Source organism: Synechococcus sp. BMK-MC-1 (genome assembly GCF_014279955.1).
Taxonomy (GTDB): Bacteria; Cyanobacteriota; Cyanobacteriia; order PCC-6307; family Cyanobiaceae; genus Synechococcus_C.
Genome location: NZ_CP047939.1, coordinates 1,191,368 through 1,204,579, shown reverse-complemented (window position 1 = coordinate 1,204,579; position 13,212 = coordinate 1,191,368). Strand labels below are relative to the sequence as shown.

Annotated in this window: 15 protein-coding genes and 1 other RNA gene; 8 read left to right on the top strand and 8 right to left on the bottom strand. The window is 59.6% G+C overall.

What is annotated here, in order from left to right; translation table 11 throughout:
* The first annotated feature begins 48 nt into the window (after nucleotides 1-48).
* The gene (clpS, locus tag SynBMKMC1_RS06845) at nucleotides 49-345 is read left to right on the top strand and encodes an ATP-dependent Clp protease adapter ClpS (RefSeq protein WP_011933118.1); all 297 of its coding nucleotides are present in this window, start codon (nucleotides 49-51) and stop codon (nucleotides 343-345) included.
* A 35-nt stretch (nucleotides 346-380) separates the two neighbouring features.
* On the top strand, nucleotides 381-1,763 hold the full coding sequence (locus tag SynBMKMC1_RS06840) for a BCD family MFS transporter (protein WP_186473182.1): 1,383 nt from the start codon (nucleotides 381-383) through the stop codon (nucleotides 1,761-1,763).
* Nucleotides 1,764-1,769: 6 nt separating this feature from the next.
* On the opposite strand, the gene SynBMKMC1_RS06835 is transcribed toward SynBMKMC1_RS06840, so the two are convergent.
* Nucleotides 1,770-1,997: a hypothetical protein gene (locus SynBMKMC1_RS06835; protein WP_186473181.1), complete on the bottom strand. Its 228-nt coding sequence runs from the start codon at nucleotides 1,995-1,997 to the stop codon at nucleotides 1,770-1,772.
* 78 nt (nucleotides 1,998-2,075) lie between these two features.
* Between SynBMKMC1_RS06835 and SynBMKMC1_RS06830 the strand changes: the two genes are divergently transcribed.
* Nucleotides 2,076-2,351, top strand: a complete 276-nt coding sequence (locus SynBMKMC1_RS06830; protein ID WP_011933115.1) for a DUF2103 domain-containing protein — start codon at nucleotides 2,076-2,078, stop codon at nucleotides 2,349-2,351.
* A gap of 3 nt (nucleotides 2,352-2,354) precedes the next feature.
* On the opposite strand, the gene ssrS is transcribed toward SynBMKMC1_RS06830, so the two are convergent.
* The 3 genes from ssrS to SynBMKMC1_RS06815 all read right to left on the bottom strand — a co-directional run bounded on the left by ssrS (nucleotide 2,355) and on the right by SynBMKMC1_RS06815 (nucleotide 4,683).
* Nucleotides 2,355-2,538, bottom strand: a non-coding RNA gene (gene ssrS / locus SynBMKMC1_RS06825) — 6S RNA.
* Nucleotides 2,539-2,540: 2 nt separating this feature from the next.
* Nucleotides 2,541-3,719, bottom strand: a complete 1,179-nt coding sequence (locus tag SynBMKMC1_RS06820; RefSeq protein WP_186473364.1) for a 5-(carboxyamino)imidazole ribonucleotide synthase — start codon at nucleotides 3,717-3,719, stop codon at nucleotides 2,541-2,543.
* A gap of 73 nt (nucleotides 3,720-3,792) precedes the next feature.
* Nucleotides 3,793-4,683: a carbohydrate ABC transporter permease gene (locus SynBMKMC1_RS06815; protein WP_011933113.1), complete on the bottom strand. Its 891-nt coding sequence runs from the start codon at nucleotides 4,681-4,683 to the stop codon at nucleotides 3,793-3,795.
* 71 nt (nucleotides 4,684-4,754) lie between these two features.
* Here SynBMKMC1_RS06815 and aroB point away from each other — a divergent pair, with 71 nt between their 5' ends.
* Nucleotides 4,755-5,858: a 3-dehydroquinate synthase gene (gene aroB, locus SynBMKMC1_RS06810; protein WP_186473180.1), complete on the top strand. Its 1,104-nt coding sequence runs from the start codon at nucleotides 4,755-4,757 to the stop codon at nucleotides 5,856-5,858.
* On the opposite strand, the gene SynBMKMC1_RS06805 is transcribed toward aroB, so the two are convergent.
* Complete coding sequence (locus SynBMKMC1_RS06805; RefSeq protein ID WP_186473179.1) at nucleotides 5,830-7,062, bottom strand: class I SAM-dependent methyltransferase; 1,233 nt, start codon at nucleotides 7,060-7,062, stop codon at nucleotides 5,830-5,832. The two genes, aroB and SynBMKMC1_RS06805, sit on opposite strands and share 29 nt — an antisense overlap.
* Nucleotides 7,063-7,097: 35 nt before the next feature.
* On the opposite strand from SynBMKMC1_RS06805, the gene SynBMKMC1_RS06800 reads away from it, so the two are divergent.
* Nucleotides 7,098-7,901 (top strand): TPM domain-containing protein, encoded by an 804-nt coding sequence (locus SynBMKMC1_RS06800; protein WP_186473178.1) that lies wholly within the window; start codon nucleotides 7,098-7,100, stop codon nucleotides 7,899-7,901.
* A 32-nt stretch (nucleotides 7,902-7,933) separates the two neighbouring features.
* On the opposite strand, the gene SynBMKMC1_RS06795 is transcribed toward SynBMKMC1_RS06800, so the two are convergent.
* The 3 genes from SynBMKMC1_RS06795 to SynBMKMC1_RS06785 all read right to left on the bottom strand — a co-directional run bounded on the left by SynBMKMC1_RS06795 (nucleotide 7,934) and on the right by SynBMKMC1_RS06785 (nucleotide 10,790).
* Nucleotides 7,934-8,677, bottom strand: coding sequence for a glycoside hydrolase family 104 protein (locus SynBMKMC1_RS06795; RefSeq protein ID WP_186473177.1), 744 nt, complete (start codon nucleotides 8,675-8,677; stop codon nucleotides 7,934-7,936).
* Nucleotides 8,678-8,901: 224 nt separating this feature from the next.
* On the bottom strand, nucleotides 8,902-9,996 hold the full coding sequence (locus SynBMKMC1_RS06790) for a hypothetical protein (RefSeq protein WP_186473176.1): 1,095 nt from the start codon (nucleotides 9,994-9,996) through the stop codon (nucleotides 8,902-8,904).
* Entirely contained in the window at nucleotides 9,996-10,790 is a 795-nt protein-coding gene (locus tag SynBMKMC1_RS06785; RefSeq protein ID WP_255486350.1) for a TIGR04168 family protein, read from the bottom strand. Before SynBMKMC1_RS06785 ends, SynBMKMC1_RS06790 begins: the two co-directional genes overlap by 1 nt.
* 109 nt (nucleotides 10,791-10,899) lie before the next feature.
* Between SynBMKMC1_RS06785 and nadA the strand changes: the two genes are divergently transcribed.
* Genes nadA through SynBMKMC1_RS06770 form a run of 3 tightly spaced genes read left to right on the top strand, consistent with a single transcriptional unit; the run spans nucleotide 10,900 to nucleotide 13,209 of the window.
* On the top strand, nucleotides 10,900-11,832 hold the full coding sequence (nadA, locus tag SynBMKMC1_RS06780; RefSeq protein WP_186473175.1) for a quinolinate synthase NadA: 933 nt from the start codon (nucleotides 10,900-10,902) through the stop codon (nucleotides 11,830-11,832).
* Nucleotides 11,833-11,846: 14 nt separating this feature from the next.
* Nucleotides 11,847-12,824, top strand: a complete 978-nt coding sequence (locus SynBMKMC1_RS06775; RefSeq protein ID WP_186473174.1) for a ligase-associated DNA damage response exonuclease — start codon at nucleotides 11,847-11,849, stop codon at nucleotides 12,822-12,824.
* Nucleotides 12,825-12,852: 28 nt separating this feature from the next.
* A complete protein-coding gene (locus SynBMKMC1_RS06770) occupies nucleotides 12,853-13,209 on the top strand; it encodes a hypothetical protein (protein ID WP_011933103.1) in 357 nt (118 codons plus the stop codon).
* Nucleotides 13,210-13,212: the final 3 nt, after the last annotated feature.

Here is a 13,212-nt window from a genome sequence, read left to right as displayed (position 1 = left end):
TTTTACCTAAGGTGTTAGCCGGTTTAGGCCAGTTGTTCACGAGCTCTCATGACTTCGTCATCACCGGGCGTTTCCACCGTTCTTGAAAGGGATCGGCAAGCGCAGCGCTATCCCCAAGCGCGTGTGATTGTTCTCAACGACGACTTCAACACCTTTGAGCATGTGGTGGAGAGTCTGTGCAGGATCATTCCTGGCATGAACACCGAGAAAGCCTGGTCCTTGGCCCATCGCATCGATGGTGAGGGTGCAGCGGAGGTTTGGTGTGGTCCTCTCGAGCAAGCAGAGCTCTACCACCAGCAACTTGGAGCTGAAGGCCTAACGATGGCTCCAATTGAACGCTGTTAGTGAGCGTAGGGTTCACGGGCATGTGATCAACCCCCATGGGTTCGGCCAAGTTTGTCTTGCTCGCCATCCGCCTCGGTCTTTTTCAGGCCTGTTTGGGCGCGCTGTCGGTGCTCACCCTGGGGATCTTCAACAGGCTTCTGATTGAAGAATTCGCTGTTCCCGCCGCGCTAACAGCCCTCGCCCTCGGCTGCCAGCAGCTCGTTGCCTTCACCCGGGTGTGGTTTGGTCAACGATCGGATCGCTGCCGCTGGAGGGGGCTGCGCCGAACCCCGTTCATCATCGGAGGAGCCGCTGCATTCTGCGCACTCACCTGGATTGCCGGTCGGATGGTGCTTTGGATCGCTGCTGCATCCATGCTGGATGACACGTCAGCTGTGATCACACGAGGGTTGCTGCTGGCCGTCGTTTTTCTGCTGTACGGCATTGCGATTTCAGCGAGTTCAACGCCGTTTGCAGCCCTGTTGGTGGATGTAAGCACGGAGAAGCAACGTCCTGTTCTGGTTTCGATCGTTTGGTCGATGTTGATGCTGGGAATTGTCGTCGGCGCCATCCTTCTGAGTTCCTTTCTCGGCTCCTCCTGCGCAAGCTCGGAGCTCACGGACGTGATCGCTGGGGTAAAGCGCCTGATCGCCATTGCCCCCATGGTGATTTTCGCTCTCGTGCTGATCGCGATCGCGGGTGTCGAACCACGACTCACCAACAGCAAGGTCGGACAAGCCCAGAGCAACGATCAGGAAATCTCTCTGGGGGCGTCCTGGACGATTCTGAGAGCCTCTCCACAGGTGGGATATTTCTTTGCGGTGTTATCGCTGTTCACCTTTTCTCTCTTCCTGCAAGAAGCCGTTCTCGAGCCCTATGGAGGAGCAATCTTCGCGATGGATGTGTGCGCCACCACCAGGTTGAATGCCATCTGGGGAATCGGAACATTGCTTGGCATCGCCACAACAGGCTTTCTCTTTGTCCCCAGGCTTGGAGCCCAACGCACCGCCCTGTTGGGAGGTCTTCTATCGGCTGTTTTCGTGCTTCTGATCGTGGTCGCCGGTGGCATGAACTCCGAACCTCTGTTCAAGGGAGCACTCTTTCTCTTTGGTGCTGCAGCCGGGATCAGCACCAATGCAAGCCTCACCCTGATGCTGGGCCTCACCTCTCCATTAATGGCTGGCACCTTCATCGGTGTGTGGGGGCTGGCGCAGGCCTACGCCCGAGGACTCGCCACCATCGGAGGTGGTGCTCTCCTCAGCTTCTTTGGTCAATTCAGCGGATCTCAGAACAGTTTCAGTGCTTATGCAGGCGTCTTCATCGTGCAAGCCATCGGGTTACTCATCGCTGGCGTGATGCTCCTTCGCGTCGATACCAACCTGTTTCAACGCAAGGTTGAGCAGGCACTAACGTCCGTTCTCAGCAGCGAACTTGACTAACCAACGTCAGGCCGCCGGCTGTCGGCTCGTGCGGGTGAGCTTGAGCAGTTCTGTGGTTTTCAATGTCCGGTTCTGGGCAACCAGCACGTAGCGCATCACTTTCCCGGGACAAAAAGCCAGACCCCTGACTTCGTCACCATGCAGTTCCGCTGTTAGGACGCGAGCCTGGGGACCGCAGCGGTCCTTGAGTGGAGCGGTCACTTCAAGGCGCAGGCTGTCAACGGATCGAAGCATGGCTAGACAGCATCGTTGTCTTCTCTGTAGCCAGATCCTTTAGCTTCGGCCAGCTCATACGACGTTGTTGATCTGGTTGTGGGACGCCTCGTGATCACGCACAGCACCTACGTCGAGGGACTGATTCCTTGGCTGAAGAAGCTGGCCAGGGACCCAGCGATTCAAACCATTACTCCCGGAGTGTTCAGTCGGGTCAGGGGTCGCTGCATTGGCTTGCAACTGCGAATTTCCACCCCGGTGTCTGGGGGATTCAAGGTGGTGGCGCGCCGAGGCACCAGCGCCCAGGAGGTGTTTGTGGTGACACCACTGAGCAAAGAGGAATTGCGGGAGCGGATCACCGCCTCATGCCCTTGAAGGGGGTGAACCACCCAGCCGTGCAAGCCCCAGTGATCGACCTGGAGTTACCAGAAGGGGCGACAAAGTGAGGCTTCGTTTCCGGCTACGAGGCCGGTCTACGGCACCATCACGACAGTTGCCCCAAGTCGAAAGAGAGTCAGATCAGAGCACTAGAAGAAGGCTGTCACCAACGGGGTAGTTCAACAATCAATTTAGGGGATTCGGCCACACCTCACGAATTTGATTCAGCGCTGTCATCGCCATCTGTCGACGGGTCTCGGCGTGCTCTTCGCGCAACACAACCGTGACGTGGCCCACTTTGCGACCGGGAAGTTCCTGCTTGCCATACCAGTGCACGTGGGCATTGGCAATCGACCGAAGCCGGGCAAGCCGATCCTGGAGATTGTGGTCATGGCCATCGGCAGCAGCGTCCTGCAACCCCAGAAGGTTCACCATCAAGGCACCGTCCACCACGAGTTCTGTGGAGGGCACCGGCAACCCTGCCGTGATGCACAGCTGCTGGTCGAACTGACTGCTGGAGCAGGCTTCGATGGAAAAGTGACCCGAGTTATGGGTGCGTGGAGCGATTTCGTTCACGAACAACCCCTCCTGGCCGTAGAAGAACTCCAGAGCCATCACACCCACGTATCCAAGGCGAGTGAGCAAAGAGGCTGCAATGTTGTAAGCGGTTGCCTCGAGCAAGGGCTCCGCTTCCGCAGGGGCAAGAACCCAGTCGCAGATTTGATGACTCTGATGGGTTTCCACCAGCGGTAAATGGCGGATTCGCCCCTGTCGATCACGACTCACCACAAGAGCGAGCTCCCGCTCAAAGTTCACCCAACTCTCCAGCAACCAATCCTGAGCACGCACATTGCGCAGGTGATGGGCCAGATCATTGAGATTTTTAAGGATGCACGTGCCCTTCCCGTCGTACCCACCGGATGCGGCTTTGGCCATCACCGGGAAGGTCCAACCAGGAGGCAGCGCTGGTGATCCTGGATTGATCTCGGCCAGACAGATCCAGCGGGGACTGGGAATGGAAAGATCGTCGAGCAGGCGTCGCTGGGACAGTTTGTTGACGAGGGGAACCAGGCTGGCCAGGGAGGGCACGAAGGTCACGCCCTGGCGTTCCAAAGGCATCAGCGCGTCCACCGTCACCCACTCGTTCTCGAAAGTGATGCCGCCGCAATCACGGGCAAGGTCTCGCGTCGCGTCCTGATCGGTGGGTAAGGCCTGCACCCATCGGGTGGATACAGGCACAGCGCAATCCGCTTCGGATGAGGTTTGAACCAACACATCAATGCCGCGGAGAGCAGCCGCCTCCGACAGCATCCGAGCCAACTGCCCGCCACCGATCACACCGATTGCGCCGTCAGCGCTCCCCATGTCAGCCTCGTCCTCAACCTGAAGCTTGCCATCCGAGCGGAGATCAGACAGCAGCATCGAGCCAGGGACTGAACTAAATCAGAGAACGCTCATCGCTGAAGGCCAAGCGCACAGCTGTTAGCAACAGAACGATCAGAAACAGAGCCAGTCCCACTGTGCAGGCGTAACTGATTTCCAACTCGGCAAAGGCCTGGTCGTAGACGTAATAAACAAGCGTGCGTGTGGAATCAGCAGGTCCCCCCTGGGTCATCAAAAACACCTCTTCAAACACTTTGGTGGCAGCGATCGCAGAGATCACGGCCACCAAAGTGAGATAGGGACGCAGCAGAGGAAGCGTGATGTCGAGATGCTTTCTCCAGCCCTCACTGCCATCGAGTTCAGCAGCTTCATAAAGCTCACCTGGGATGCCTTGCAGTCCGCCCAGGAAGATCACCATGTAGTAACCGAGTCCTTTCCAAAGCGTGACCAACATCACCGAAGGAAGCGCCAAGACTGGATTGGAGAGAAAGTCGATCGGAAGAAAGCCGGAGCCAATCAGAGCGCCGAGCCAACCATTGATCAAACCGTTTTCGGCATAAAGCCAGCGAAAGGCGATCGCTGCAACAACAATCGAAACAAGCACAGGGGTGTAAAGCGCTGCCCGGATGACGTGAATTCCAGGGATCGCCCGGTTCACAAGCACAGCCAAGCTGAGGGCACCGAGAACAATGGGTGGAACCACTCCGATGAGATACAGCAGGGTCGTTCCCAGCACTTTGTAAAACATCGGATCAGCGGCCAACCGTCGCAAATTGGCGAATCCGATGAAACGCAGGGGCTCGGAAACATCAAGGCCTGTTTGCGTGAAACTCATCACCAGCGCCATGGCAGCTGGAATCAGAACCGAGAGAGCCAGCAGGATGAGCGCAGGACTCAAAAAGCTCCAGGCCGTGAGGGTTCGGCGGCGATCACCTTCGGATTTCATCACGATCCAACCCGAAACGTTTCGAGCCGAGGATAGGGTCAGTGACCACGACCTCAAAGACCACGACGGCAATGGAACCAGAATCCAGGATCCGTGTTGCCCTCGAACGCAACCCCTATGACGTGATCATCGGTTCGGGCCAGCTGGCCCGTGTTGGTGACGCAATCTCGGCTCTGCAAGTGCGCGCTGGAACTCGGATTCTCGTGGTGAGCAACCCGGACGTGGCCGATCACTACGCCGCCCAATGCCTTAGCAGTCTCGAAACGGCAGGTTTGAAACCTGTGCTCTTAACGATCGATGCGGGCGAAGAACAGAAAACACTCGACACCCTCAGGTTCATTCTTGACGCCGCCCAACACAACGGCCTGGAACGCACTTCGCTGATGCTCGCTCTTGGTGGCGGAGTGGTGGGAGACATGACTGGATTCGCCGCTGCCTGCTGGCTCCGTGGCATCCGAGTGATTCAAGTTCCCACCACTCTTCTGGCCATGGTGGATGCCTCGATCGGAGGCAAAACCGGCGTGAACCATCCCTGTGGGAAAAACTTGATTGGGGCCTTTCATCAACCATCACTGGTGATGATCGATCCGCTCACCTTGCGAACACTCCCAGCCAGAGAGTTCCGTGCCGGAATGGCGGAAGTGATCAAATACGGAGTGATCGGCGATCCCGAGCTGTTTGAACGTCTCGAGCAGGCTGAGGATCTCAGCGATCCTGGCCGCATGACGCCGGAGCTGCTCCAGACCATTCTCGAGCGATCCGCCCAAGCCAAAGCCGCCGTGGTTGCCGCCGACGAACGCGAAGGCGGACGCCGGGCCATTCTCAATTACGGCCATACCTTCGGTCATGTTGTGGAAACACTCACCGGCTACGGCACGTGGCTGCATGGTGAAGCTGTTGCCATCGGCATGGCAACTGTGGGGCAACTGGCCGTCAACAAAGGCCTCTGGACGGACAGCGATCAGCAACGTCAATTGACCCTGATCCAGAAGGCAGGGCTTCCCACGGCGTGGCCTTCACTGAATATCGACAAAGTCCTTGACACCCTCCGCTCCGACAAAAAGGTCCGCCACGGCCAATTGCGGTTTGTGCTGCCGGATGCCATTGGATCCGTGCTGATCAGCGATCAGATCCGTGATGACGACGTCAGGCAGTGTCTGACGAGCCAGCACTGAGCGCTGGAGGATCGCGGAGCAAACGGCTGCGTGTCCAAGGCTCATCTTCGTGTCGTTCGCTCTGCCGGTGGAACACCATCCAACGCAGATCACCAAGACAGGCTGGGTCTACCAACCGCAAAAGGGTTTCTCGGCGCTGCAGTGCTTCGCCCAGTTGCGCAGCGGGAAGCGACTGCAGGGCAGTGAAACGTTCGGCCAAACCAAGGGCAAGCAAAGCTTCTCCTTGGCGGCGTTGCCCCTCATACATCCAGCCATTGCGTTCAGCTGCTGCAACCACTGCTTCCACACAGAGATGGGCTGTGATGTCCTGAGTGCCGGCATTGCGAAGAACATCATGGGTCGCCACCTGCTCTCGATAAGCAAGCAAGGTTCCATCGCTGCGATGCCGGGTGTAATAGCGGTCAGCTTCGTAGGCATAGTCCACCACCAACAGCACCCCTTGGCGCACAGCCGCAGCGGCGTCCCGCATCCAGGGAGACACAGAGGCGTGCCATTCCGTGGTCCAGCCAGCCTCTGCCCCAGCGGGTGGGATCACCATCCCTGAGCGGGCACAGTCCTCCTGAAACTGTGCCCTGAGCTCTCCTTCGAAGGAGCCTTCTGCCAGATGAATCTGTGCTGAGGTCCCCTCGTCCCTAAGACGAACCATCTGACGATGCAGAGTGCCTGCCCTGAGCACCAAACGCTCAACGGGGAGCGCATCCAGCAGCTCATGGGCCACCACAACGCCAATCAAGGGATTGCGCCGTAGGTCTTCGAGGGACGTCCAGCGGCAGGGAATGGCAGGAGACGCACCGAGACGCTGCTTCTGCCGCGATTCCATTCCTGGATTGCACTCCACAAGAACACAGTCCAGACGATCAGCCAAAGCCTGTGCTTTGCGGCGAAGGAGGGGGATGAGTTGCGCCGTGAGCGTGCCTTCACCTGGGCCAACATCCACAACGGAGAGGCGGTCATCGGGGTGGCGCTCCCCGAGGTCCCCAAGCCAATCCACGAGCTGATCCACAAGCAGATCAGCGAAGTCCTCACCCAGAGAAGGCGATGTCGCGAAATCACCATCAGGCCCCACCGTCAGATGGCCCGCCCCATACGCTCCATGGACAGGGTCATGAAGGGCCCAATCCATGAACATTGAAAAGGGAATCTCTCCTCCGGATTGCCGAAGTCGATCCAGTAACCAGGCTGGGCAGCACACATCCGAGACCATCAGTTGGTGAGAATGGCGGGCAGACGTTGACGATCATGGGCTTCCGCCGAACACTCTGTCGCTGGGCGGCACTCCTAAGCCTTTCCCTGTTGCTCCTGCTGGCCTCCCCCGTTCAAGCCAGCGACAACCCCGAACTGCTTCCAGATCACCCGACCCCCGTGATTGATCTGGCCAGAGTGTTCAGTACGAAGGAACTGCAATCGCTTGAAGGCTCGTTGGATGCCTTCGAGCAACGCAGTGGCTGGAAGATCAGGGTACTGACCCAGTACGAACGCACCCCAGGTCTGGCCGTGAAGGAGTTCTGGGGGCTCGATGAGCGCAGCTTGCTGATGGTGGGCGACCCACGGGGCGGCAACCTGCTCAATTTCAACGTGGGCGATGCGTTCTTCGCGCTGATGCCTCGCACCTGGTGGGTGGAATTGCAAACCCGCTACGGCAATCAGTACTACGTGCGCGACCATGGCGAGGATGGCGCGCTGCTCGCTGCGATTGATGCGGTGGAACTCTGTCTCGATCGCGGTGGTTGCCAGGTGGTTCCGGGCCTGCCCACCGAGCAATGGCTCTGGACGCTCAGTACTTCAGTGCTCGGAGGCTTGATCGCCGGCTTTGCGGCCTATCCCCGCAAAGAAGGGGAGCGCGTGGCCTGGGCCTGGCTGCTACTCCTCTCTCCTCTTTGGATCATGTTGTTTGGGGTGTTCGGGATCGCTCCTGTCGTGACACGCACCAGCGAGCTGCTGCCGTTGATTCGCAACGGCATGGGATTCATCGGGGGTGCCGTTGGCGCTTACTTGATTGCGCAAGCGACCGTGGGGAGGCGCTTAAGCGAGTCGAAGGAGTAAGTGATCCCACGTGGGAGCGCTGAGGTTGGGTCTCAGGGCATCCCACAGAGAATGGTGGGGCCTGTGCAGACAGGGGCTTTCGGCATGCCGGTCTCAGTTTCGGAAGCCTTATCCGCCAAAGCATCGCGCTTCGCGTCACGGATCTGGCGCAACTGCGCCAGGTTCAAGTTGTAGAAGCCCTTCAGATTCGTAAAGCGCTTCACAGGCTGGCCGTAGTAGCTGCGTCCGCGCAGAGTGGGAAAGGACGCCCATTCAGGAGCCAGCTTGGCCGCGAGAAGCGGAGTCATGACTCCGGTATCAGTGAGGCTCAAAGCTTTGCGGCGCTGAATCAGGAAGAGGGCACCCTGATCCTGAACCTCCGGCCCGAATCCACGCACGCCGAGGCTGCGCTTCACCAAATCCCAGGTGAAGGGCATGAACTGATACGCACCCGCTGCTGCACTGGCGTAACGGGAGGAATAAATCACTCGGTTGGGATGACGGTCCATGGAGGGCATCAATCCTCCACCGAACATCACCCTGTAGCCGAGATCCAAACCGCCCTTCCAGGTTCCTTCCGCAAAACGGATGGTGTTGAGCATCGCCCGACGCTCTGGCGTGATGATGTAAGGAAGGGCAGAAATCTCAGCTTCCTCAGGAAGCATCACCAGGCGGGAACGATCATTACCAACCGGAGGTAGAACGGCCCCGGCAGGAGCAGAGAGAGAGAGGAGGGGCAGGACACTTGCTGACACTGCCGGAAGAACACGACAGATGGAACGAGCAAGGAAAGTCATGCAATGAAGCCGAAGAACAAGAAGTTATGAATGCTTTAAAAGCGGAATTCAGAACTCCAATGTTGAAATCAACACCGCCCGACTGTGTCGAACAGAGGGGCCAGCACCAAGGCGCCCTGTGACACACGGACAATCGTCCAAGCCCCGACCATCAGCCCCAACCGCGAGCAGGGCCAGACCAGCGCAGGGATCAGAGCAGCAATAAGCCAGGCCTATGGAGGCGATCAGATCCGCTGAACAGTATCAATAGCGACCCTCTGCACAGCCTGGGCTGCCTCAAGCGCACCCGTGGCAGCAAGCCTGTTGTGGCTGGGCGGCTGCAACGGCTGATCCAAACCCCAGCGGCCCGATTCAAGGTCCTCGCGCCGAAGAATGCGATGGAACGCATGCTGGCGAAGACCATCCATCAAGGCGGCGGCTTCGGCGAAGCCGTCACGCTGCACCACATGCAGTCCCAGATTTGCTGCCATGGCCTCGCAAAAACTACTGAAACCCGGTTTTCCGAGATGTCGCCTGCAGTAGGGCATCACATCCAGGGGGCGAACGTCGTCGGGGAGCAAGGTCACGTTCTTGATCAACGCGAGATGGTCTCTGAGATCGGGATTGCGCGGCCTGTTGAGCAAGAAGCGGTGATCGGGCCAACGCTGGAACAACGCAGGGTCAAGCCCCAAACCCAGCCCACCGAAGCCCACCAGCACAGCCGGTGATGGGGGCTCCTGCAACTCGGCCACCAACGCTCCAGGGATCGGCCTGGGTTGAGCGGCGACCAACGTCAACGCAATCTCCTGCACGCTCCAGCGCATCGCCAAGGAGAACGGACAGCGCAGGAGCAAGGACCCGCGTTGATAACACGCGCGCGTGCGGCGCACCCATCCCTCGAAGGCGGACCCCAGGGGCTCGTAGATGTCGTCCCAGCCGAAATTACCCATCCAAACCAAGGGAGCTTGCAACCGCTCGGCGAGTTCGGCTGCCACCGGTGGGATGTCGCCGACAACAAGCACTGGCGCCTCCTGCCTGCGAATCCAGGCCACTTCCTGATCCAGCCGCTGGGGAAGGGCGTCCTCCAGATCCTGCAATGCCTCCAGGGTGGCGGCCGGGTCGGCACCGAGAGCATCGGCCTGGAGCATCCCCACATCCCACTGCACGGGGCGAAACACCACGGGAAGATCCCGAAACACGAGCTCGAGGAAGTGGCGATCCACCATCGTGCTGATCACCAAAGTCCAGTCGGGGCGAAGGGCGTGCAGCTCCCTCAGCATCGCGGCCTGACGGGCGGCATGACCGAAACCATGGCTGCTGATGCAGACGTAGATCAGCATCAGGTGCCCCCCTGCACGCCCGCGCGGTGGAGCGTCTGCTCGTAAGCGAGATCACCCTGCGGCCGGTACCAGCGGTGACTCACAAGAGTGGGCACGGTGCCCTCGAATTCAACCCACGTGAAGTGATGCAGTGGCTCCCCAGATGCATCAAGACCCGTACGTGGAACGCAGGCAGCGTTCACATACAGCGTGCCCGCGCGGTCACGGTGAAAGGTGCTGCGTTCCCCTTGCCCCCCACGCAGATGGTGATGCATGTGCCCAAACACCACGAGATCAGCGCGCCGCCGCTCCTTCATGCGCTCCAAGGCCAACGCGAGATCACGATCACCCCAATCAATCGCAGGGTTTTTCCAGTCGCGTCCGCAGGGACTGGACGCCTCAGACCCCAAACCGGTAGGACCGCAATGGGCCAGCACCACCAGCGGCCAGTCGTTGGGAACACGGCGGGCGGCCTCAACAATTCGACGGGCTGATTCCTCTTCCGTCACCGGGCCGTACACGGCCTGCACCGCTTGAGAGAGGTGAAACCCACCCCCAGCGCTGCAGGGACGGGCGCCGACAATGCCCACGGCTGGAGAATGCCAGGCGCGGAGTGCCCAGGCGCAATCGCGATCGCCCAGCAGCGTCAATTGCTGCTGAAGCCGGGCACCACTGCGGTCCTTGCCCCGGTCGTGGTTACCAAGAATCACAGCCACCGGACAGGTCAGCTGGGTGATCCGTTTGACAAGACGCAGATCGCCATCGCTGAGATCGCCGACAAACAGCAGGGCATCAGCACCAAGCTGCTGCGCCAATCCAGCATCCCGGTCTCCCCAGTCACCGTGCAGATCCCCGGCAATGGCAAGACGGAGCGACGTCAGAGCAACTGCCTAGGCTGGGACCATCCTGCCCCAGAAGGCTCAGATGAGCGCTGACCCCGCCCTCGTCGCGGCGATCAACCGACTCCGCAAGGAACGCAACGCTGTGATCCTTTCGCATTACTACCAGGAGCCTGCCATTCAGGACATCGCTGATTTCATCGGCGACTCCCTCGAGCTCTCACGCAAAGCGGCCAGCACCGCTGCGGATGTGATCGTGTTCTGCGGCGTTCATTTCATGGCTGAAACCGCAAAGATCCTCAGCCCAGAGAAAACAGTGGTGCTGCCTGACCTCGACGCGGGATGTTCCCTGGCGGATGATTGTGCAGCCGATGAATTCGCCCGATTCCGCGCTGAGCATCCGGATCACCTGGTGGTGAGCTACATCAATTGCACTGCGGCGGTGAAAGCACAGAGCGATCTGATCTGCACCAGCAGCAATGCAGTGGACCTGGTCAATCAGCTGCCGGCCGATCGGCCGATCCTGTTTGCTCCAGATCAGAATCTTGGTCGTTGGGTGCAACGCCAGAGCGGCCGGGAGCTCACCCTTTGGCCTGGGCGATGCATTGTGCATGAAACCTTCAGTGAGGAGGCGGTGTTACGCCTGAAGCTTGAAAATCCCCAGGCTGAAGTGATCGCCCACCCGGAATGTTTGGAGAATCTCCTGGATCTGGCCGATTTCATCGGCTCCACCAGCAAGCTTCTCAACTACACGCAATCAAGCCCTTCAGACACATTCATTGTGTTGACGGAGCCTGGAATTCTCCACCAGATGAAGCAGCGGGTTCCTGACAAAACCCTGATCGATGTGCCAGGCCTCGATGGCTGCAGCTGCAATGCCTGCCCCTACATGCGCCTGAACACCCTGGAGAAGCTCCGCGATTGTCTGGAAACCCTCTCACCGCAGATCGCGATGGACGAATCCCTGCGTTCGAAGGCTGAGGCTCCGATCCGGCGCATGCTTGAGATGAGCCGCTGAACGGCATGGGGGGGATGGCGCTTCTCGAACACACCGATAGCGGTCTCTATTGCCGAGCAGCGGATGCCTGGATTGATCCGTCCAGGCCAGTCAGGCGCGCGCTGATCACCCATGCCCATGCTGATCACGCCAGGCCTGGCTGTGACGAATACTGGGCCGTTGCGTCCTCCGAAGGCGTCCTCAGACAGCGACTCGGGCAAGACATCACACTCCATGCCATGCCTTACGGCCGCGAGTTCTGGCTCAATCAGGCCTGCGTGTCGTTTCACAGTGCCGGGCATGTGCTCGGGTCGGCTCAGATTCGCCTGTGTGTGAACGATGAAGTGTGGGTGGTGACTGGTGACTACAAGCGCTGCAGCGATCCCAGCTGTGACCCCTTCGAGGTGGTGCCCTGTGATGTGTTGATCACCGAGGCCACCTTCGGACTGCCGATCTACGCGTGGGAACCGGGGCAGCGCATCGCTGAGCAGATCCGCGATTGGTGGCAGGGTGATCGGGAGCGCCCTTCGCTGCTGTTTTGCTACGCCTTCGGCAAGGCTCAACGCTTGATGGCCGAACTGCATGCCATCGGCGTTGAAGACGAAGTCCTTCTGCATGGGGCAGTCGAAACCGTGACCCGCAGCTACCGAATGGCTGGAATTGCCATGACGCCAAGCCAACCGGTGAGTGCCCTGCAGCGCAAAGACACGCTTGCCGGACGGTTAATCCTTGCTCCCCCATCGGCCCACCGTTCGGCCTGGATGCGCCGCTTCCGTTCTCCGCAGACCGCCTTCGCCTCCGGCTGGATGACCGTTCGTGGTGCACGCCGGCGTCGCGGTTACGAACGGGGTTTCGTGCTCAGCGATCATGCCGATTGGCAGGGCTTGATCCGAACCGTGCTCGAGTCGGGGGCCAAAACGATCTACGTCACGCACGGCCAGAACGATGTGCTCTCCCGTTACCTCAGAGAGCGGCACGGACTCGATGCCCGCCCCCTCGAACAGCTCAGCTGAACTAGGGTCAGGCCCCGGATCGAGACCCATGCTGAACCCCCGTTTTGCGCTGATGGGCTTGGGGCTCCTCGTCGCTGTCGCGCCCACGCCTGCCGCAGCACAGGACGTCACGGTCAGGATTGAGCAGATCAACACGGTGGTGTTTCCGGCTGACGGCAGCAGCGCAGCAGCTGACATCTGCGCTGGCCTCGAGGCCGGCGTGCTCAGCAGAGATCAGGTCGGGACCTCCCTGGCACAGCTGCAGGCAGCGCTAAATCGCTATGCCGATGGCGGTTATGTGAAGGCCTACGTGAGCGCTTTCAACAGTGCTGCCGCCAAGGTTCCCGGTTGCAACGTTCAGGTCACAGGCCCTGCCAACAGCAATCTCAACCGCTGGAGCTACTGACGG

What these genes read in the sequence shown, in the direction of transcription:
- clpS (WP_011933118.1), top strand. Translation starts at nt 49, where the DNA reads ATGACTTCGTCATCACCGGGCGTTTCCACCGTTCTTGAAAGGGATCGG.
- SynBMKMC1_RS06840 (WP_186473182.1), top strand. Translation starts at nt 381, where the DNA reads ATGGGTTCGGCCAAGTTTGTCTTGCTCGCCATCCGCCTCGGTCTTTTT.
- SynBMKMC1_RS06835 (WP_186473181.1), bottom strand. Translation starts at nt 1,997, where the DNA reads ATGCTTCGATCCGTTGACAGCCTGCGCCTTGAAGTGACCGCTCCACTC.
- SynBMKMC1_RS06820 (WP_186473364.1), bottom strand. Translation starts at nt 3,719, where the DNA reads ATGGGGAGCGCTGACGGCGCAATCGGTGTGATCGGTGGCGGGCAGTTG.
- SynBMKMC1_RS06815 (WP_011933113.1), bottom strand. Translation starts at nt 4,683, where the DNA reads ATGAAATCCGAAGGTGATCGCCGCCGAACCCTCACGGCCTGGAGCTTT.
- aroB (WP_186473180.1), top strand. Translation starts at nt 4,755, where the DNA reads ATGGAACCAGAATCCAGGATCCGTGTTGCCCTCGAACGCAACCCCTAT.
- SynBMKMC1_RS06805 (WP_186473179.1), bottom strand. Translation starts at nt 7,062, where the DNA reads ATGGTCTCGGATGTGTGCTGCCCAGCCTGGTTACTGGATCGACTTCGG.
- SynBMKMC1_RS06800 (WP_186473178.1), top strand. Translation starts at nt 7,098, where the DNA reads ATGGGCTTCCGCCGAACACTCTGTCGCTGGGCGGCACTCCTAAGCCTT.
- SynBMKMC1_RS06795 (WP_186473177.1), bottom strand. Translation starts at nt 8,677, where the DNA reads ATGACTTTCCTTGCTCGTTCCATCTGTCGTGTTCTTCCGGCAGTGTCA.
- SynBMKMC1_RS06790 (WP_186473176.1), bottom strand. Translation starts at nt 9,996, where the DNA reads ATGCTGATCTACGTCTGCATCAGCAGCCATGGTTTCGGTCATGCCGCC.
- nadA (WP_186473175.1), top strand. Translation starts at nt 10,900, where the DNA reads ATGAGCGCTGACCCCGCCCTCGTCGCGGCGATCAACCGACTCCGCAAG.
- SynBMKMC1_RS06775 (WP_186473174.1), top strand. Translation starts at nt 11,847, where the DNA reads ATGGCGCTTCTCGAACACACCGATAGCGGTCTCTATTGCCGAGCAGCG.
- SynBMKMC1_RS06770 (WP_011933103.1), top strand. Translation starts at nt 12,853, where the DNA reads ATGCTGAACCCCCGTTTTGCGCTGATGGGCTTGGGGCTCCTCGTCGCT.